The 20,489-nt window shown below is 53.6% G+C and carries 10 protein-coding genes; 5 read left to right on the top strand and 5 right to left on the bottom strand.

Annotated elements, in window-relative coordinates:
- Positions 1 to 8: 8 nt before the first annotated feature.
- Positions 9 to 1,085, bottom strand: coding sequence for a Gfo/Idh/MocA family protein (locus ACR3ZL_RS23490; RefSeq protein WP_473650660.1), 1,077 nt, complete (start codon positions 1,083 to 1,085; stop codon positions 9 to 11).
- 307 nt (positions 1,086 to 1,392) lie between these two features.
- Positions 1,393 to 3,201, bottom strand: coding sequence for a response regulator (locus tag ACR3ZL_RS23485; protein WP_473650661.1), 1,809 nt, complete (start codon positions 3,199 to 3,201; stop codon positions 1,393 to 1,395).
- A gap of 585 nt (positions 3,202 to 3,786) precedes the next feature.
- On the opposite strand from ACR3ZL_RS23485, the gene ACR3ZL_RS23480 reads away from it, so the two are divergent.
- From ACR3ZL_RS23480 to ACR3ZL_RS23465, 4 genes are all read left to right on the top strand, one after another.
- A complete protein-coding gene (locus ACR3ZL_RS23480) occupies positions 3,787 to 6,033 on the top strand; it encodes a hypothetical protein (protein ID WP_473653473.1) in 2,247 nt (748 codons plus the stop codon).
- 255 nt (positions 6,034 to 6,288) lie between these two features.
- Complete coding sequence (locus ACR3ZL_RS23475) at positions 6,289 to 7,470, top strand: efflux RND transporter periplasmic adaptor subunit (RefSeq protein WP_473650662.1); 1,182 nt, start codon at positions 6,289 to 6,291, stop codon at positions 7,468 to 7,470.
- A gap of 76 nt (positions 7,471 to 7,546) precedes the next feature.
- Entirely contained in the window at positions 7,547 to 10,813 is a 3,267-nt protein-coding gene (locus ACR3ZL_RS23470) for an efflux RND transporter permease subunit (protein WP_473650663.1), read from the top strand.
- Positions 10,814 to 10,946: 133 nt separating this feature from the next.
- Positions 10,947 to 12,620 (top strand): alpha/beta hydrolase, encoded by a 1,674-nt coding sequence (locus ACR3ZL_RS23465; RefSeq protein ID WP_473650664.1) that lies wholly within the window; start codon positions 10,947 to 10,949, stop codon positions 12,618 to 12,620.
- A 22-nt stretch (positions 12,621 to 12,642) separates the two neighbouring features.
- Here the strand turns inward: ACR3ZL_RS23465 and ACR3ZL_RS23460 are convergent, their stop codons facing one another.
- Both ACR3ZL_RS23460 and lhgO read right to left on the bottom strand, forming a co-directional pair.
- Positions 12,643 to 13,947 (bottom strand): MFS transporter, encoded by a 1,305-nt coding sequence (locus tag ACR3ZL_RS23460; RefSeq protein ID WP_473650665.1) that lies wholly within the window; start codon positions 13,945 to 13,947, stop codon positions 12,643 to 12,645.
- Between the two features lie 35 nt (positions 13,948 to 13,982).
- A complete protein-coding gene (gene lhgO, locus ACR3ZL_RS23455; protein ID WP_473650666.1) occupies positions 13,983 to 15,242 on the bottom strand; it encodes an L-2-hydroxyglutarate oxidase in 1,260 nt (419 codons plus the stop codon).
- Between the two features lie 166 nt (positions 15,243 to 15,408).
- Here lhgO and ACR3ZL_RS23450 point away from each other — a divergent pair, with 166 nt between their 5' ends.
- The gene (locus ACR3ZL_RS23450; protein WP_473650667.1) at positions 15,409 to 16,722 is read left to right on the top strand and encodes an HD-GYP domain-containing protein; all 1,314 of its coding nucleotides are present in this window, start codon (positions 15,409 to 15,411) and stop codon (positions 16,720 to 16,722) included.
- 37 nt (positions 16,723 to 16,759) lie between these two features.
- Here the strand turns inward: ACR3ZL_RS23450 and ACR3ZL_RS23445 are convergent, their stop codons facing one another.
- On the bottom strand, positions 16,760 to 20,446 hold the full coding sequence (locus ACR3ZL_RS23445) for a cytochrome c biogenesis protein (protein WP_473650668.1): 3,687 nt from the start codon (positions 20,444 to 20,446) through the stop codon (positions 16,760 to 16,762).
- Positions 20,447 to 20,489 lie beyond the last annotated feature (43 nt).

Genomic DNA, 20,489 nt, shown 5'->3' with positions numbered 1-20,489 from the left:
GATTTTGTCTAAGCGTCTAAAAGAGGCACGGTTCGCTTTTCATCGATACTAAGGATCGCAGTTTCGATGATTTGCTGGCCTATTCTCGCAACGCTAGGTGAAAGCGGCCCTTCGATTGGGAAGCCTTGCGACAAACGGGTTAGCGTGTATTCGATTCCATTACGCTCGCCTTCGGGCAGTTCGTCGACGGGTTGCTCGAATCCTTCGGGGCACTCAGTGGATTGCACACGCACCGTTGGTTCGTAATCGTAGCTTGCGATCGTGCCGGCGGTGCCGCGTACGACAAACCCGCACTTAGGTTGTGGTTGGTGAACCCAAGGGTCGGTGAAGGTGCCCCAACGAGTTTCAAACTTCGATAGCCCATTGTCGTACCGGGCGATCGTGATGCTGTGTTCGTCGACTTCGAGTCCCGGTGTGGAGGTAGCGACGGATGTCACTTCAATTGGCTTTTGGCCACCGTTGAACCAGGTTCCCAAAGTAACCCCATATCCCAAATAGTCGCGCAGTGAACCGCCACCGGATTCCCGTTGATACCACCAACTGTTTCGTTTGTCGTCGGCCGTTGGCTCGAACTCAATCTTATCGGCACCGTGATATAGCGGACCTCGATTGCCGCCGTAGTGATGGACTTCAATCACGGAACCAATGGTTCCTTCCGAGATCATTCGCCAAGCAGTGAAATGGCTGGGATCCCAACGGGCCGGCCAATTGATAATCAGTTGTTTACCGGAGTTTCGGACTGCCGATATCATGCGGTCCGCATCTGACAAGGAACCTGCAAATGGCTTTTCAACGAACACATCCGTGCCGTACGGAGCGACCCGCTCGACCCATAACGCGTGCTCACCCGTTGGCGGGCACAGGACAACCAGATCGGGCTGCGTTGTTTCCATGCATGTTTGGTAGTCGGTGAACACACAAGAGTCTGAAATGTTCAGGGATTCAATGGCCGATTTCATCGCAGTCGGGTCTTCATCGCAGATCCCGACGATTTCCGCGTTAGGGTGATCATGGACGTTGCGCAGCAAGTCACCCATGTGCATGTGCGAGAAATTGATGCCTGCAATCCGCCAACGCTTCGTCATGATGAATCAATTGTGTCTAAGGATGATTGACTGTCGTTGCCAATGAGTTGCCTAATTCGGTCGCCGCAGAGATTGGGAGCGTGGCAGGCACTTCGATTGAAGCATGGATGCCGAGAGCTACAGTTGGCTATGTGCAAACCAAGGCTGTGATTCTAGCCAAAGGCTGGGCGTTTGCATTCAAGTAGGAAGGCTTCACGCCCGGCGGTATCAAAAGAAGTCGCTTACGGCAGCGGGCTTTGGTGCCATTGGATAGGCGATCGCTGTTCAGCGGTGGCCTGAGTTACCGAATCGAGTGCTTCAGTTCACTTTAGTGGGACGACGTTTGTTCGGTAGGTTCGTCTTGCTTGGGCGGCGAAGTCGGTGTCGCTTCCAGCACCGTTTTCACGACGTCGATTAGCTGGTCTAGGCGGAAAGGCTTGAACAGAACCGCTTTGGGATGCAGGCCGTTTTGTTTTGCTTTGACGATTGAGTGACCTGGGTCGTAGCCGAAGCCGGTCATCAAGATCATCGGAACGTGGTCCATGACCTTTTCCAGCCGGAGCATCAGTTGATAGCCGCTGTAGTCGGGCAATCGAATGTCGCTGATGATTGCATCGTAGGCGTGGTTGCCGCCGCTTCGGCGAACCATCAATACAGCTTCGTCGCCTTCGTGTGCTGTCTCGACGATGCAGCCGTATTTTTCGAGCAGACGGTGAGCGTCTTCGCGAACTTGGTCGTCTTCATCGACAACCAGAATTCGTTTCCCGCGTAGGCCAATATGTTGTTGTGATTTCTCGTCAGCAGGAACCGCTTCGAGCGGCGTCATCTTCTCGCCAATTTGCTGGATGGTGCGTTTGATGTCACGCGAATTTTGCAGGATGCGGCTTAGACGGTCCATCACCTCGGGGCTGTGCCCAATGTACTTTTCCATCACGTGAACGGCGTCGTTCAAGATCGCGTCCACAGGCAAGGCAACCGCACTATGGATCGCGTCACAACTCTGCTGCGCCGTGTTTGCTTTTTGGGCGACCAATAATTCCAGAGTGTTCAGCGCGAACGCAATGTCGCGAGCGAAGATTTCCAGGAACTGCAAGTCGCTGTCAGAGAACGCTGAAAGCTCGGGGCTTTCCACATTGATTGTGCCCAGCACTTGGTCGTGCAGGATCAGCGGCACCGTCAGTGAGCTGCGTGCGTTCGCCACGCCGGGAATAAACAGAGGATCGTTGAGCACGTCGTGACAGATATAGCTAAGCCCGCACGCAGCAACGTAACCGGTGATTCCGTTCTTCTGCATCTTGGCCAGTAACCGGCGGTCCGACGCCTCGTCATCGATCCCCACGCTCAGCAGCGGCAGCAGGTCACCAGTGGATTGTTCCAACACACGTATTTCGATGACGTCGAAGTTCAGCAGATCTCGCAGGTAATGCTGGATGTTGTCCTTCAGAAGATCGATCCGCTCGTCGACCTCCATCATGAAGATTTCGTTGGGGCGTAAGTCCGCCAATTCGCGACCAGCCTGGTGAATGGCGGCCAGCTTTTGTTCCTGAAGGATCTCTTCGGTGATGTCGCCGACGGTCACAATCAGTTGTCGCAGAGAGTCGGGAGACTCGATCGGGGCGGCGTGAACTTTAAAGAAGTGGTTGTTTTGGCTGTGCAGAGTTGAATGGCTTTGGTCACCGGTCGCCAACGCGGTGTGGAACGGACAGAAGTCAGGTCCCATGATCTCGGGATCGTGCAGTAATTCGTAGAACGTCATCCCGAGTGGTGTCGCTTCTTCGCGATCGGCCCACTGCAACAATCGCCGGTTCGCCCAGATAACTCTCAGGTCGGAATCCAAAAGGGCGACGCCTTCGGGCATATCCCGCAGCATGACTCCGCTTTGCAGCACGCCTCGAATTTCGGAGACGCCCGGAAGCTTGTCTCGGCCCAGCCACAGACCAACAATGTCGTCGTCTTCAAGATGCAGGAACGCATCGACGATCGTATCCGCATGAATCCATTGGACGGGCTCAGCGTTCTGGACGCTTTGATCGACCTGCGGATTGCTCTCTTCGGATCCTCCGGGAACACCAAGATCTAGATCTGAAGGCAGAACCGGTGGATTGTTGGCATCGCCAACCCAAATTATTTTCGACACCGATCTGGTTCCCCACCACTGCAAGCCACAAGCACCGCACGAACTCTACGAAAGTATACGGACGGACGAAGGTATGTTTACAGGTTTACTAGCCTTTTCAAGGACTTTTATTCAATTTGAGCGTGGTCTAATTAGCGACAGTCTTGGCACCTGTAGCTACCGAAACTGTTGCTATTGTATGTGTTAGGGCTGGTAAGTTCACGGTGCGGGTCTCTCTTGGCGTCTTGGTGTCCATAGTGGACTGTAATCGGAAGCGCAACACCCATTTTTTACCGACTTTTGTACACCACTTAGGGATTTCCCTTGGGAGCGTTCGCAGTGTCCTGTTCGACGTGACTCTTGCAAGCAATTGCAATGCCCCTGTTTCCCTTGGAATCGGCGTCTGACACGCTTTGGAAACAGAAAAACTTCGCAAGGAAATCCGTCCGCATCGTTGACACAAATCACCTAGCATCTACCTTTTGTGTTCAGTGGGTGATGTCCACCCAAAGTACGCAGCCGTTAAAGCTTACCCGTGTTTCTTCTGTTGCCTCACCTGGCTGTGAGCATTTTGGAGTGTTTTCTATGAAGTCGAGTGTATTAAGGATGTTTATGGGCCTTACCGCAGCGATGTTGTTCGCTGTTTCGGTCCACGCAGGATGCGGAGATTGCGGCGGTTGCGCCAGCGGTGACGGATGCGTCACTGACGGTGGTTCAGCTTCCTACGATGGCGGCTCTGTCGCTTACGGTGCTGGTGGCGGATGTGCTCCACAAGTTACCTACCAAACGCAAACTGTTATGCGTTCGCAGTACGTTACCGAAACCCGTATGGTTCCGACGACTTCGTACCAGCGTCAAACCCAAACTCGCATGAAGAACGTCACCAAGCAAGTTGCTCGAGTTGAAACTCGTCAGCAAACTTACACCGTGAACGTTCCTCAAACTCAGACTCGTACAGAAACTTACGACGTTCAAGTCGCAGTTCCTTACACTGAGGAAGAAGCCTACACCGTTCAGGTTCCTGTCACGACTCAAGTCGAACAGTCCTACCAAGTGTCGGTTCCTTACACCGAAGACGTTGAACAGTCCTACCAAGTGACCGTTCCTTACACCGAGAACGTCGAACAGTCCTATCAAGTCACTGTTCCTTACACTGAAACTCAAACTCAGTCGTACACTGTGAACGTTCCTTACACCGAGCAAGTTGAGCAAACTTACACGGTTCAAGTTCCTGTTCAAAAGTCACGCACTGAAACTTACCAAGTTTCGGTTCCTTACACCGAGCAAGTTGAGCAAAGCTACACCGTCCAGGTTCCTGTGACGAGCACGCAAACTCAAACTTACCAAGTGTCGGTTCCTTACACCGAAACTCTGACTCAAACTTACAGCGTTCAGGTTCCTTACACCGAAACGCAAACCCAGACTTACACTGTAAACGTTCCTTACACTGAGAGCGTCGAGCAGTCGTACAACGTCACCGTTCCTTACACCGAGCAAGTTGCTCAGTCGTACACCGTTGCCGTTCCTTACACCGAGCAAGTTGCACAGAACTACACCGTTCGTGTTCCTGTTCAAGAAACCAAGACTGCTTACCGTACCGTTAGCAAGTGCGTTCCTGTAACGACCATGCAAACCGTTACCAAGGATCTGGGAAGCTACCAGTGCCAAGCTGTTGAAGCCGCTCCTGCTGCTTCGGCCGGTTCAGGTTGTGGTTGTGCAACTAGCAGCTGCGGAAGCCCTTGTGGCGGATGCGGCGGTTGCGAAAGCAGCTGTGGCTGTGCAGCTGCGGCACCTGCGTGTGCACCAGCCGTTTCGTACCGTAAGGTTTACGTTCCTAACGTTGTCACCGAGCAAGTTCCTACGACCTCGTACCAACGCACCACTGAAAAGGTTCCTTACAGCTACAACGTAACTACCTACACCTGCCAAACGCAGACCCGTATGGTTCCTGTTACTCGTACACGTACCGAAACTCGTCAGCGTATGGTCAACGTGACCAAGCACCGTACCGAGACTCGTACTCGTACTATTCAAGTTCAGAAGTGCCGCCAAGAGCAACGTACTCGTGACTACACCGTTACCAAGTACCGCACTGAAACTCGCACCCGCGAAGTTCCTGTCACCAAGACTCGCATGGAAACTCGCACCCGCGAAGTTCCTGTGACCACGATGACAACTGAAACCAAGACTCGTATGGTTCCTGTTACCAAGACTCGTATGGAAACTCGTACTCGCGAAGTTCCTTACACTGAAATGACTACCGAGCAACGCTCGCGTACCGTTTCGGTTCAGAAGTGCCGTCAAGAGCAACGTACTCGCGACTACACCGTCACCAAGTACCGCACTGAAACTCGCACCAAGAGCGTTCCTGTAACTAAGACCCGTGTCGAAACTAAGACTCGTACGGTTCCTGTTACCAAGACCCGTGTTGAAACTCGTACACGCATGGTTCCTCAAACGACCATGACTACCGAGCAACGCACTCGTACGGTCAACAAGACTCGCATGGAAACACAACAACGTAGCCGCGAAGTTAGCTACACCGTTAACGTTCCTGAAACTCGTACTCGCAACTACAACGTCACCGTTTATGACACTGTCAACGAACAAGTGCCAGAAACTTACAGCGTTTGCGTTCCTGTTCAGTCGATGAAGGCTGTTCAAGTTCGAGTTTGCAAGCAAGTCCCAACGACTGTACAGGTTCCTGTTTACAGTGCACCTGCTGCTGTCAGCTACGAAAGTGCTCCTTCGTACGAATCGGCTCCTGCCGTTCAAAGCTACGAAGCTGCTCCTGCAATGCCAGCCGCTCCAGTAATGCAAACCGGTGCCGGTTGCACGACTTGTGGTGGCTAGTCTTGGATTCAAGTTCGCTCAGGTTGATTCGTTGACCTGGATGAGCTGAAAACCAGAAACAAAGGAACCACGCAAGCAATCGCTTGCGTGGTTTTTTTATGCGCCAGCAAAACCTCTGTTGTTGCTGGTCAGTTGGTGGGACAGGCCGGACGGCTCGCCCCTCTCGAACTTTGGGCTCCCAGCAGTTAAGTTTTGCAGCGAGTACACACCCACGCCCCATGATCCCGCTGATGGGATGTCTAGGAATGCAAGAAAATGAAATCTGAACACTTCCTGGCGTCGCTGATATGCATCAGCTTGTCCGTAAGCTCGTTGTCGGTGGTCTTGGTGGGTGGCTGTTCCAAAGGGGATCCGGTGGGAAGCGATGCGGCCCGGCCAGTCCAGAAGGTTGCTGTTGTTCCTGCGGTCGAGAGTGAAGTCACTGACTACGTTGAGTTGGTTGGGCGTTTGGCTGCCGATGAGCGTGTGGTCATTCAGTCCCGTGTTTCCGGTTTCCTATTGAAAACGCATTTCACCGATGGACAGCGAGTCGAAGAGGGTGACCTGCTTTTCACCATCGAGCCGGACGAGTACGAGGCAATCTACAACCAAGCACAGGCCCAAATATCGGTTGCAGAGACGCGATTGGAGTTGGCTCGAAAGAAGTTCGCACGGTCTCAGAAACTGATTGCCAGCGAGGCGATCTCCCGCGAGGAGTTTGACGAGAATCAAGCCGCGGTGGCGGAAGCGGCCGCCAGCGTCATTGCTCGAAAGGCCGATTCGGCGCGGGTTAAGCTCGATGTTGGGTACACCAAAATCACCTCGCCGATTTCAGGCCGGATTGATCGAGCGTTATTGGATGATGGTAATTTCGTAACCGGTGGATTGGTTGGTGGTACCATATTGACGACCGTGTTGAAGGATCGTCCCATTAAAGCGATTGCGAATGTTAACGAAGGCGTGCGTCTGAAATTCATGCGACGTCAACGCGAAATGGCGGGAGCAGACTTCAAAGAAGCAAACAAGCTTTCGGAACTGAACATCCCCTGCTTCCTGCAGCTTCAGGATGAGACTGGGTTTCCCCATGAAGGCCAGTTGGAGTACGCCGAAAGCGAAGTCAACGAGCAAACCGGCACGTCCCAGATCCGCGCAGTGTTCGAAAATGCCGATGGATTGCTGAAGACAGGGATGTTCGTTCGCTTGAAGCTTCCCGTTTCCGATGCCCATGCAGCTGTCTTGGTACCCGATACGGCAATCGGGACTGATCAGGCAACCAAGTTTGTCTACGTCGTTGATGACAAGAACGAGGTGCAGCATCGCATGGTGGAAGTCGGTGATCGAAAAGATAATTTGCGTGTGATCCTCAAGGGTGTCCAACCCAATGATTCAGTCGTGGTCGCCGGCATGCAATTGATTCAGCCGGGAATGAAAGTCGATCCGGTTTCGGAAACTCCCTAACGGCATTCTCGCCGTTTCATCTTGTGTCGTCTTGGATCGCATTTCTTTTTAGTGGGCTACGGCCTGTCGAACGACCATGTCTCAATTCTTTATTAAACGTCCCATCTTCGCCTGTGTGATTTCGGTGCTCATCGTGCTGGCGGGAGGCATTTTTGTCTGGACGTTGCCGATCGCACAGTATCCTGAAATCTCACCACCCTCGGTATTGGTTACCGCGAAGTACCCAGGAGCCAGTAGCGAGGTTGTCGCTGAAACGGTTGCTGCGCCCATCGAGCAGCAGGTGACCGGTGTCGAGAACATGTTGTACATGTCCAGCCAGTCGACCAACGACGGCGGCTACTCTTTGACGGTGACCTTCGCGGTCGGTACCGATCTGGATATGGCTCAAGTTCTGGTGCAAAACCGGGTCAACCTTGCCACTCCCGTCTTGCCGGCCGAGGTCAAGAGCACTGGCGTCTCGGTGGTCAAAGCCTCGGCAAGTTCGCTGTTGGCGGTCAACTTCTTTTCTCCCGATCAGTCGCGGGACCAGTTGTACTTAAGCAACTACGCGACCATTCGGGTCAAAGATGAACTCGCGCGGATCGACGGCGTGGGCGACATCACGATTATCGGGGAGCGTGATTACAGCATGCGGGTTTGGTTGGATCCCAATCGCATGGCAACGCTTCAGCTAACCGCCAGTGACGTAATCGCCGCGTTAAAGGAACAGAACATTCAGGTTGCTGCCGGCGCACTTGGTCGACCGCCGGTACCTAGCGGCCAGGACTTTCAGTACACGCTGAAGACTTTGGGACGATTGTCATCGGTGGAGGAGTTTGCCGAGATCGTCGTTAAGACCGGCGAGGACGGCCAGATTGTCAAATTGTCCGATGTGGTAACCGACCGCCGAACCGAAGATGGCGTCTCGTTTGGGGGTATCGAATTCGGAGCGAGTTTTTCCGATACGAAATGCAAACTGGATGGCGTTGCGGCGTCCGGTTTAATGATCTTTCAATTGCCCGGTTCCAACGCTTTGGATACTGCCGACCGCGTGCGCAGTAAAATGGAGGAGCTTAGTACGAAGTTCCCGCTTGGTGTCGAGTATTCGGTCAGTTACGACACGACCCCGTTCATCAGTGAGTCTATTCAAGAGGTTTTCAAGTCACTGCGAGACGCGATCATCTTGGTGGCGATTGTGGTGTTACTTTTCTTGCAATCCTGGCGTGCCGCAATCATTCCGCTAATCGCGGTTCCGGTCGCCATCATTGGTACGTTTGCGGTAATGGCTGGCATCGGATTCAGTCTGAACAACCTTTCGTTGTTTGGTTTGGTGCTTGCCATTGGGATTGTTGTTGACGATGCGATCGTCGTGGTCGAAGCGATCGAACATAAACTCGAGAGCGGTATGTCACCCGTTGAGGCTTCTGAAAAGGCGATGGAGGAAGTGACGACGCCGATTATCGCAATCTCGCTAGTCTTGATGTGTGTGTTCATACCTTGCTTGTTCATCTCAGGGCTAACCGGGCAGTTCTTCAAGCAGTTCGCCGCGACAATCGCTGTATCGACGTTCTTCAGTGCACTGAACTCGCTCACGTTGAGCCCCGCTTTAAGTGCACTGCTGTTGCGTCCCAAGTCGGAACAACGTGATTGGTTGTCACGTCTGTTGAATTTCCTGTTTGGATGGTTCTTCAATCTGTTTAACCGCTTCTTTGGAGCTGTTTCAGAAATCTATGCCACGATTGCGGGATGGTTGATTCGATTCGCCTTGATTGTTTTGTTGGTTTATTGCGGATTGTTGTGGGGGACCTATGAGGCCATGACCACCGTGCCAACCGGGTTTGTGCCGGCGCAGGACAAGGGGTATTTGCTAGTCGATATCCAATTACCAGACTCAGCGTCTCTGGAGCGTTCCGAAAAGGTAGTCGCCGAATTGAGTCATGCTTTGTTAGGCAAGCGAAGTGGCGACAGTCGTTATCTGGCGGGAACTGTGCAGGCAGAGCGTTCGGGCGAAGAAGAGTCACATGAACACGAAGGGCATGACGAAGCCAACGGGCTTGCAGGTGTGGAGCACACGCTGGAGATTGTCGGACAATCGTTCATTCAAAACGCAGTCGGTTCGAACTTTGCGTCCGTGTTTGTCATTCTGGACCCATTCCATGATCGCGAAGATGCTGCGTTGTATTCCGAGCGGATTGCGACAAGGGTTCGTCAGGTAGCTGCACAGGAAATATTGGATGCACGAGTGGCCGTTTTCGGACCGCCTCCGGTCGACGGTCTGGGTAGTGGAGGTGGTTTTAAGATCATCGTTCGCGATATCGGGCAAATTGGGCTGTCGGAACTGGAGAAGACAACCGCTCAGCTGAGTAAAGCGGGAAGTTCCAAGCCGGAAATCATGGGCATGCAAAGCGGGTTCCGAGCAAACACGCCGCAGATGTTTGTTGACGTTGACCGCGAAAAGTGCAAGACGATGAACGTTTCGCTCAACGAAGTCTTCACAACTCTACAAACCTATTTAGGTGGCTATTACGTCAACGACTTCAATGCGTTTGGACGGACGTGGCAAGTGAATTTGCAAGCGGATCCCATGTTCCGTTTGACGCCGGATCAAGTCACGCAGCTATACGTCCGTAGCAACACTAACATGATGATTCCGTTGGGAAGTGTGGCAACGATCAGCGATACCACCGGACCCGCCGCCGTTCAGCGATACAACGGATTCACGGCGACTTCGATCAACGGAGTTGCAATGCCGGGAGTCAGTTCAGGTGAAACGATTCGTGCCGTTGAGGACGCGGTGGCTGATACGCTTCCGTTTGGATTCGATACCCAGTGGACCGAGCTGACCTACTTGCAGATCGAGGCGGGCAATACTGCGTTGATCGTGTTTGCGTTAGCGGTGGTGCTTGTCTTTTTGGTGCTAGCGGCCCAGTACGAGAGTTTGAAACTTCCTCTTGCGGTTGTTTTGGTGGTTCCAATGTGTTTGTTATGTGCCGTGATCGGTGTTGCACTTGCGGGCATGGACATCAATATCTTCGTGCAGATCGGGTTTGTCGTTTTGGTGGGACTGGCCAGCAAGAATGCGATCTTGATCGTCGAGTTTGCCAAGGAGCAACAGGAGCAGGGGCTCAGCAAATTTGATGCAACGATTAAGGCGTGTCGGCTTCGGTTGCGCCCGATCATCATGACGTCGCTGGCATTCATCTTGGGGGTGGTCCCGTTGGTGTTAGGCACCGGTGCCGGGGCGGAAATGCGCTCGACGCTTGGGGTTGCTGTCTTTTCAGGCATGTTGGGCGTGACTTTTTTCGGTATCTTCTTAACGCCGGTTTTCTATTTCGTGTTGGCGAATCGGACGCGTTCCTCTTGAACGCGTTGGGGTGCACAGATTGTCGTCAGGAAGATGGTCGTTAGTCCTGGGGAAGCTTCCTAAGAGGCTGCATTTGAAAGGCCGTTTGTTAGGGCTATCGTTTAGAGATCATTGTTCTCGTTGGAGCGGATGAATGTTCAATCGCGTTGTTCTCAGGATCAGTTCGATATCTCGCTCCTACTTGGACTCCTTTTCGTTTACCGGTCTTGTCTTCGCAACACTCTTTTTCTGCGGATCGATTACTCCGTCGCTGTTGCCTCGGCCGTACGTTGTGCAAGGAATCTTATCGGGGTTTTCGCTGGCGATTGGTTATGTCGTCGGAGTGTTGGCTACTTGGGCTTGGGTTTTCCTCGAGTTGCCACAACCCGGCCCTGGTGTGGCACGGCGGTCAAAGCAAGTTAGCGTGACATTGGCGGTGATCGCGTTTGCAATTTCGGTTTGGCATGCGACTGGGTGGCAGAACTCGATCCGCCAATTGATGGAAATGCCGCCGCTTGAGTCGACAGCGCCGTTTCGGTTTTTTGTGATTGCCTTGCTGGTGGCATTCATCCTGGTGTCGATCGCCCGTTGGATGATTCATATTGGGGCGTCGCTTTCGAACCGACTGCAACGGTACTTGCCTCGCCGGATCGCAATAACGATAAGCACTATCAGTGTGTTGTTATTGGGTTTACTGATCGGCAACGGTGTGATCGCTCGCGGATTGCTCGACTTCGCCGATCGTTTCTTCTTGAGGGCGGATCTCTTGATCGATGATGGCATCGACCAGCCAAGTTTCGAGTTCGCTTGTGGTAGTCCGGAATCGTTGGTGGATTGGGAATCGATCGGCCGGCGAGGGAAGGATTTTATCGCAGGCGGTCCATCCGAAGATGAAATCAGTAAGGTTACCGGTGAGGCATCAAAGCGTCCGATCCGGGTGTATGTCGGTATGCGTAATGACGAAGATGATCAAGCAAGAGCCGCGATCGCGTTGGCGGAACTGAAGCGGACAGGTGCATTCGAACGGAAAGTTTTGGTTGTCGCCACGCCCACGGGGACGGGCTGGCTAGATGAGGGTGCGGTCGACACCCTTGAGTATTTACATCGTGGCGATACAGCCATCGTCAGTATGCAGTACTCGTACCTTCCCAGTTGGATCACCATTTTGGTCGACCCATCGCGGTCGAAGCGGTCGGCATCGGCGCTCTTTGATCAGGTGTATGCGTACTGGACCGCCTTGCCCAAAGAAGATCGTCCGCGTTTGTATCTGTTTGGATTGAGTTTGGGGGCCTACGGATGCGAAGACGCAGCAGACCTAATCGAAACGTTCCAGGACCCTATCGAAGGGGCTGTATGGAGCGGCCCGCCCTTCCCGAGTCGTCAATGGGCGTCCATTGTCAATTCTCGTAATGCTGGTTCACCCATTTGGATGCCGACTTTTCGTGACGAATCGATGGTACGGTTCACATCGCAAACGAATACGTTGGATACCGGAAAGTCCTGGGGGCCAATTCGGAACGTCTATATCCAGCATGCCAGCGACCCGATGGTTTGGTTTTCGCCTTCGCTCGCCTGGCATCAACCGCAATGGCTGGCCGAGCCGCGTGGTCCCGATGTTTCGCCGGGGCTGCGTTGGTATCCGATCGTAACTTTTCTTCAGATCGCGTTCGACTTACCGATGGCAACAAGTGTTCCGGTTGGCTACGGACACAACTACTCGCCATCGAGTTACATCGATGCTTGGGTTTCAGTGACCCAGCCTGAAGAATGGTCGGATGGCGAACTAAAAAAACTGCGTCGCCACTTTAGGCCATCCATTTTGCAGTAGCGGATTAGCGGAGGAGGGACCGCTATTTGCTTAACGCACTGGCCACTTCGTTTGAAGCAGTTGCACTGGAGTGAGGCTTGTTCATGTAGGATCGATACGTGCGACTGACCGTCCACGCTGCCAAGATCCATGGGAATAGTAAGCACCACCAGTAGATCGTGAACCGTTCAAATCCCAAGCCGTCGGCATAGAGCAACAGCAGTATCGATGTGATTACTTCCGCGGTCGGTTTGCAGACACCTTTAACGAACACGATAACCTTCCGCCGAGTCTTGGCGTGAAATAAAGCGAACGCCGACGTTAAAGCGGGATTGTGAAGAGACCGGCGAATCACATCCAGTCCGCGAGTCATCGTCATCAAAATAAACCAGGACCAGATCGCTTGAGTGAACAACGCAATCACGCCAGCTAGTACCAATAGCAAGGGATAGCCCACCAAAGCCATTCCGATGCCAAAGCGGTCAAGTAAGCGTCCGGCGACCGCCAGTTGAAACGTCAGGATCAAGACGTCTGTTGCAGCATAGTACATCGCAAAGTAGGCGATCATCGCTGTTTCGTTCTCATGCAGGTACTCCGACACGGCGTATTTCCATTGGAAACCCAGTAGCGTCAGCACGACCGTTTCCATCACCAACAACATCGCGAGATTAAAACGAAATCGGTAGACATCCGTTGGCTTTATGACGGGCCCAAAGTCATCGGTGTCGGGTTCCGGTTGCGATTTAGCGTCAACCTGGTTTTCCGTGCTGTGGATCGAGGAAGAGCAACGCGGCAGGAACAACGCAAGCAAGAGAACAGCGGCATCTAGTCCAGCGATCACCTGGATGAAACGCACATCGCTGAACTGAGATGGGTCGTATCCCATCAGCAAGCCTACAACGATGCCCGCTGTAGGAGCGCCCGCCGCAATCATCGTGTAGGGGCGTTTGGATCGAGAGTTGCTGAACCGATCGGTTGCTAACGTGGTTAGGAAAACAGTGTTTAAGCACCCGCGGATTTCACCCAAAACGTATAGCAATCCCAGTAGATAGACCGAGTGTCCCGATGTTTGCAAACGGAAGGACAGAATGATAGAGACAACCAACATTGCCATCCAGCATATAACCAAGCAACGTCTCGTTCGCACTTTCGAGATCGCGGCGTAAGTCAGCGATGAAACGCAAACAACAGCAATGGCCGAGGCGGCGAATACGAGCGGCAGTGCACTGGCGCCGACTCGGCCTAGGTACCAGCTAACGCCTAAGGCACTCGTCAGGACGTAAGACGCTGACGTCAAGAATGCGAATAAGAACAGCACCACGATCGGACGATTTGAATCAGAAGTCACGACGGGCGCGGGCAAAATGGTGGGAGGAGGCGAGGCTAGATCGCGGAATTGGAATTCGATGTATGTAGTTGGACGATACGTTTAGCAATCGCGAGGGAGGCCGTCGCAGCAGGACTGGGGGCGTTCAAAACGTGGGTCATTCGCGGCGTTTGGCGAAACAGGAAATCGTCCACCATTGAACCGTCTGCAGCGACCGCTTGCGCTCTCACTCCCGACCGAGCTCGGACCAAGTCCTCCGCTCGGATCGCTGGAATCAGACGCTGAAGCGATTCAACGAACACCGACTTGCGCAAAGACCGGTGGATCTCGCTCAAGCCCATTCGCCAGTGTTTTAATGCCAGCCGACGAAAGCCACTGAACCGCAGTGTGTCCATCAAATCAGAATAGTCCAAGTCGCTCCAAGTGTAACCATGTCGGGCAAATGCCAACACCGCGTTTGGGCCGCATTCGACTGGATCATGACCCGGGCCGGCCGGTCCAATCATCCGAGTGAAATGGACGCCCAAGAACGGATACTGTGGATCGGGGACTGGGTAAATCAGATTCTTGCATAGCGATCTTCGCTCCTTTACCAGTTCGTAGTATTCGCCTCGAAAAGGAATGATGCGCACACCGTCATTGGTTCGTTCACTCGCAGGTAAGCCGGAGCAGGCTGCGAGTTGATAGAGCCGATCACTGTGGAGTCCGGCACAAACGATGGCCTCGTCAGCGTGAAATTCCGAGCCATCGGAAAGACCAATGCGAACCCGGCTATCGTCATAATTGATACGGTCGACATGTTTGGATAAGCGAATTTCGCCCCCCAATTTTTCGATTTCATCCTTTAAGGCGATGCACACTTGGCGGTAATCGACGATCCCCGTACCTGGCACATGGATCGCAGCCAATCCAGCCACGGCCGGTTCGATACGCCGAAGTTCGTCGGTATGAATGCGATTGAGCGGGACTCCGTTTTCTTGCCCACGCTGCACCAGTTTTTCGAGCTGGGCAAGCTCTTGCGACGTGGTCGCAACGATTACTTTTCCGCATATTTCGGTGCGAATGCTGTGTTTTTGGCAGAACGCTTCCATCAGCGTTTTGCCTTCAATGCAAAGTCGGGCTTTCTCGCTGCCAGGACGGTAATAGATGCCTGAGTGGATCACCCCAGAATTGTGTCCGCTTTGGTGCTGGGCGACGGAGGGTTCCGACTCAAGAACGGTCAGCGGCAATCCTGGGTGACTGCGCAGCCATTCTAGGCCCGTTGCCAAGCCAACGATCCCGCCGCCGATAACCAACCGTTTCACGGTGATCGACATCAGAAGCCTCGCCATTCGGGTCGCTCATCCGGCAGCATTGTTCGCAAAAGCCATGAAGAACATTTGCATGCACGCATGGGGGACCTACCTTTGGGATGACGGACAGTAATTTCAGGAAAAGTATACCCTGAAGCTGGTCCCGCTTTTTCCTTCATCGAGCATTAAGATGAATCCAGCAGCGCTTGCTGCAAGGGGAAAAAGCGACATGGTGTCGCTACCGATTGAAGAACTTCAAGTTGGTGCGATTTGTCGCTTCCCGCTTGAAGACGATAACGGTTTGCTGCTACTAGGGGCTGGCACGGCGATCACCGCGGATTTGATTCGCGGCTTGAAAGACCGTGAAATCGCTGAACTGGTGGTCCGCGCCGACGAAGTTGAGACGCTTCGGCGGTCCGACGGGGGCGGTACGCCACGCCGTGCGGCACCTAAGACGTCGCGATCGCCCGGGCTCAAATTCCAGGCCGAACATCCATCGAAGTGGCCAAAGGGAGTGCCGCTTAAGGAAAATCTGGTTGATCGTCACAACGAACCCTACAACAACTCACGTCGTGAAGTTCTGCGCAGCCATGTGAAACTCGCTCGTGACCAATTTGAACAGATTGGCCTCGAACTGGCGGATTCTAAGCTGAAGACAATCGAGGCACTGTCCGATCTATCCGCGGCTTTTGCGACCGCCATCCTAGACGATCACGATCAAACCATCGCGGATGTTGTCGCCGCTGAACCGTCGATGTCTTTAACCGATCGCAGCGTCAAGCTTGGCGTGTTGGGCATGGCGATTGGTACTGAAATGGGACTCGATGGACCCTCGATTCTGGAGATTGGTACCGCTGGCTTGTTGCATGACATTGGTTTGCGGACGATGGATCCCAGCTTGACCGTTCCAGGGCGAGGACCGCTCGACGATGAAGAAATGTGGCAGTACCGGAAGCATCCAATGGTCTCGTCCACATGCCTGCAAGAAACATCCAAAATTTCACACGCGGTGCTTAGTGCGATCGAACAGGTGCACGAGCAGTTCGATGGTTCGGGGTATCCGTTTGGAATCGTTGGAAAACGAGTCAACCTTTATGCTCGAATTCTAAACGTGGGTGATACCTATTTACGGCTCACGTTGGGCACCAGTTTCCGTCAAGCCCTCGTGCCGCATGACGCACTTGGTTTGATGCTGCATCTTGCCCAACATCAAGTTTTTGATCCCGAAGTGATCCGCGCGTTCTTGCGAGTGGAATCGCTTTTTCCACTAGGAAGCAGGGTCAAACTTGACGACGAAGTGATTGCTTGTGTTATTCGGCGTCCGCGTGATGGATACGCCTATCCCGTTTTGCAAACCAGCGACGGTACGCGAATTGATTTGCAAAGTCAGACCGAAGCAATGGTGCAACCCATCGCTGACCCGCAATGCAACCAAACACGCTTGCCGCAAAACATGATGCAAGCGTTGCGTTGGAGTCCGGCTGACGAATTGGTCTTTGAATAGTACTCGCTGACGCGAGTGTCAGTGCTGCATCGATAGCTCACTCTAGCGACGGTTCACCCGATGAAGGATTGCTAGGTGTTCGGTGATCGCCGATGATCACGCCGACGACGATGAAGACAGTCTGGACGGCAAAGAACATCGTGAGGTTGAAGAGCATGCCTTCGGTGAAGCCATAGCTATGCAAACCAATGCCAAGTTCATTGGTACCAAACCAGCTCCACGCGGTGATGATGTTTCCACCGATCGCCAACAGCGAGAAGCCGTGAGCTTTTACCATTCCGTCCCAGCGGGCGTGGAGCATCAAAGCGTTCCAGATAACGATTAGCAGAGCACCGTTTTCTTTCGGGTCCCAGCCCCAGAAGCGGCCCCAGGAATCGTCAGCCCACAGTCCACCCAAAACGGTGCCGACAAAACTGAACAGGATACCGAAGCACGACGCGCCGTAAATCACACGGTACAAATCGCGACGGAAACGGTCGCTCGCATTGACCCATCCAGAGATCAGGTAACCGATCCCAAGTGTTCCGGCCACCATGGTCGCTACGTAACCTAGCGAGACGCTGATGACGTGCGTCGTTAGCCAAAACTGAGTATCCAGTACCGCTTGCAACACACCCATGGTTTCCGCTTGACCCACATTGAGCGTTAAGTAATCCGCGACGCGTAGGGTCAGTAGGCCCGCCAAGCCGGCTAGCAAATTGCCGGTACCGACTTGGAAAATTCGTTCGACAATCAGCCCGAACAACACGGCTGCCCATCCGATGAAGATGGCCGAAGAATAGAGGTTGATGACGGGGGCTCGTCCGGTGATGTAAACGCGACATGCAATCACGATCGTGTGCACCACAAAGGCGATTAGCAGTGTTCCCCAAACGGCCGTCGTCATGCGCGGCGAGTTGATTGCCATCGCAATCAATCCCAAGATGAAAGCCAGAATGTAGAGGCCGGTGGCAACCGCGGTGGGGGCCGCTCCGCCTAGCCAGCGTTCCAGCGATACGGCAAATGGGTCGTATCCGGAGATCGTATAGGACTGCACCGCAGCCAAGTGTTCGTCGACCGCTTTATTGAACAGCATTGCGTCTTCGTTGCCGTAGGCGCGGATCATCTCGCCAAACGTTCGGATTCCGACCGGCGTGTTGTCTTCGGTGAGTCCATTCTTGGCCATGTCGAAGAAGGCGGGCGCGAACGCTGACCACTGAGGTTGCTTTTCCGTCGACATCGCCTCTTCGGGGCTGGGTGGAACTAAGCCAGGTGGCTTCATCCGGTCCGCTAGATCCTGCATTTCTTGCTCAAGTCGACGAAGAGCAAACAATTGACGGGTTTGCTCGCTGGTTCCTTCAGGAAAGAAATCAGCAGGGAAATCCTTCGGTACAGGCAATCGGAAGGATGCTGCGGCAAGTGTGTATTGCCGCGTTCGCATGTCCAGTTCAATCAGCTTCTTGTCTTTGAAGTCTTGTTGCTTCGCATCCTTTTCGCGAGCCTGGCCTACCAGTTCGCTGAATCGCTCGATGCTCTCACCAATTTCCTGTAGTGAATACAGTTTGCTCTCGCGGCGTTCGAGATCCAGTTCCGATCGAATCGGTTCGGCATCAATACGAAACATGGGCAAGCGACGGATCTCTTGGGTGTCCGTGGCGACTTCCATTAACCACTGAACCGCCGACATCTTTCCGTCGCCAACGCGATCGCGAATTTTGCTAGGGGCTTTTTCCGTTGGCAGCTTGTCCTTGTTCGTCATCGCCTTCAGCGTTTGCCGTGCGTAGGCGTCCAGCGGCATGATCCGCCCGCCTACCTGCACCGGAATCCGGCCAGCGGCGGCGTAGTCGAATTTCTGGTCTCGCTCAGTTGGCCGTCTCGCGTTTTGCATCGATGTGGCTGGCAATAGGCAATACACGACCAAAGCGGCAACGGCTGATAGCCACAATACAACGGGAAGTGATTGACGTTGGCGGCGGGATAGTTTGCTGGTGCCGTTCTCGCTATCTCCGCTCAGTGCATCGTTGAAAGGGTCTTGCTTGGCCAACATCTGGGCCGTTTCTCGGCGGCGGCGTGAGATGAACCGGGACAGCGTTCCCCAGAAGTGAACCAGCATTCCCAGTGCGGTGATGCTGCAGGCAACGTACGGGATCAACCAGCCGGAGTTTCGGACTACCTGGATACCGGTCAGTTCCTTGCCGCCAGGCAGTGCGGTGTAGTTGGACTGATAGAATGTTTCCCCGCGATAGCGAAGCGGGTTGTTCATCCAGACCCGTTCCTTGCGATCTTTGCCCAGTTCAGGGTCAACGATGCGAATGAATGACGAGTAGTCACGTGGCGTGTCCGACCCGCTCCAGTTAATGCGACGGACATCGTCCAGTTGAACCCAGTAGGGTTTTACTTCGCGGTGCAGTCGCAGGCCGATTTGATAGGTTTGTTTTCCGTTGGATTCCGTTTGCACGTCGACGGAATCGAGCATGTCTTTGGTTTTGCCATCGGGAGCCAGCATCTCGCGATCATTGAGTTGTTGAGAAACCAGGAATTTGCCAAGTGACTCGTCGGTCTCGGCATTGATCAGTTCGACGTAGGCCGAAGGTAAGTTGATCGCCATCGATGCACCGCCGGACTTTTCTACCTCTTTGGCACCGACTTCTAAGCCGAAACCCTGGTCGGCAGGATTGTCTTCGGGCACGTCGCTGAGTGTTGAGTTTTCGTAGTAAGCGATCGCTTTGACTTTGATGGGCAAGCCTTCGTGAGTGATTACGCTGTTGTCGCTTGCCGCGCTGATCAGTCGAGACGCTGGGATGGCGGTCACGTGCTGGATGGCGTCTTCGGTACGAATGAGCTGCAACTCGACTTCGTCAAGATTGACAAACGTGTTGGTCGATTGGCCTTCAATCAAACTCAATCGTTGCTCTGTTTGGCGATCGCCAAATGCAAACTGACCGACCATCAATAATCCGACGCCCAGGTGCAACAAAACGTTACCGCCCTGTTTGCCAAACGCCATTTGGCAGCCTACTAGCATCACGAGCCCGGCGCCGACGCCCTTGGCTAATTGCCAAACAATTCGAAGGCCGGGGTCACCGATTCGATATCCCGATGAGAGCGAGTACACGACATAAACCGCCAACAACGCGGCGGTGATAAAACCACACCAACGGAAGACTTGGGTTTTGGCCGTGGTAGCACCCAGCACGCAGCCGACGGAACTGACGGCCAAGACGGCCAGGATCAACGCCCAAAGTTTGTCATAGGATATCGGTGGCGTGCCCTGCAGGCCTTCATCGTTTTGGCCTAGCAACACAATCACGGCGGCGATTCCGATACCGGTTGCCAAGAAGGCGAGTCCCGCAATCAATTTGGTGCCTTTGGCTTGCAATCGAAATCGCGTGATCTTGGCTGCGACCAAGTTCACCATCAACAAGAAACCAATCATCGCTCCACCAGGAAACGGAATGATTCCGGGGATGGGTTTGTCGTGACGATAGAACGCTTGAGGAAAGAAGTCGTCGATGTGCATCATCGCGACCCAAGACATGAAGTATCGAGACTTCACCTCTTGCATGTTCAATTCGTCTTGCGCCAGCGTCCCGACAAGCACCAAAATCAGAGACAAGGCAAACAGAGCAACGGTCAGTTTTAAAGAACCGAGAACGGTCAGCACGCCTGCACCGGTGGCCGGCCTAACCCATCCGTCGGCATCGGAACGAGCGTCGGTCGGAAATTGATTGGTGACGGTAGCCATGGGATTCAGCTAAGTGAGGGTGGGGTAAGGTGGGTGTTAAATC

This window comes from Rhodopirellula sp. J20-39, assembly GCF_057365095.1.
The sequence above is the reverse complement of the archived record's forward strand: the minus strand, read 5'-3'. Positions and strand labels throughout refer to the sequence as shown.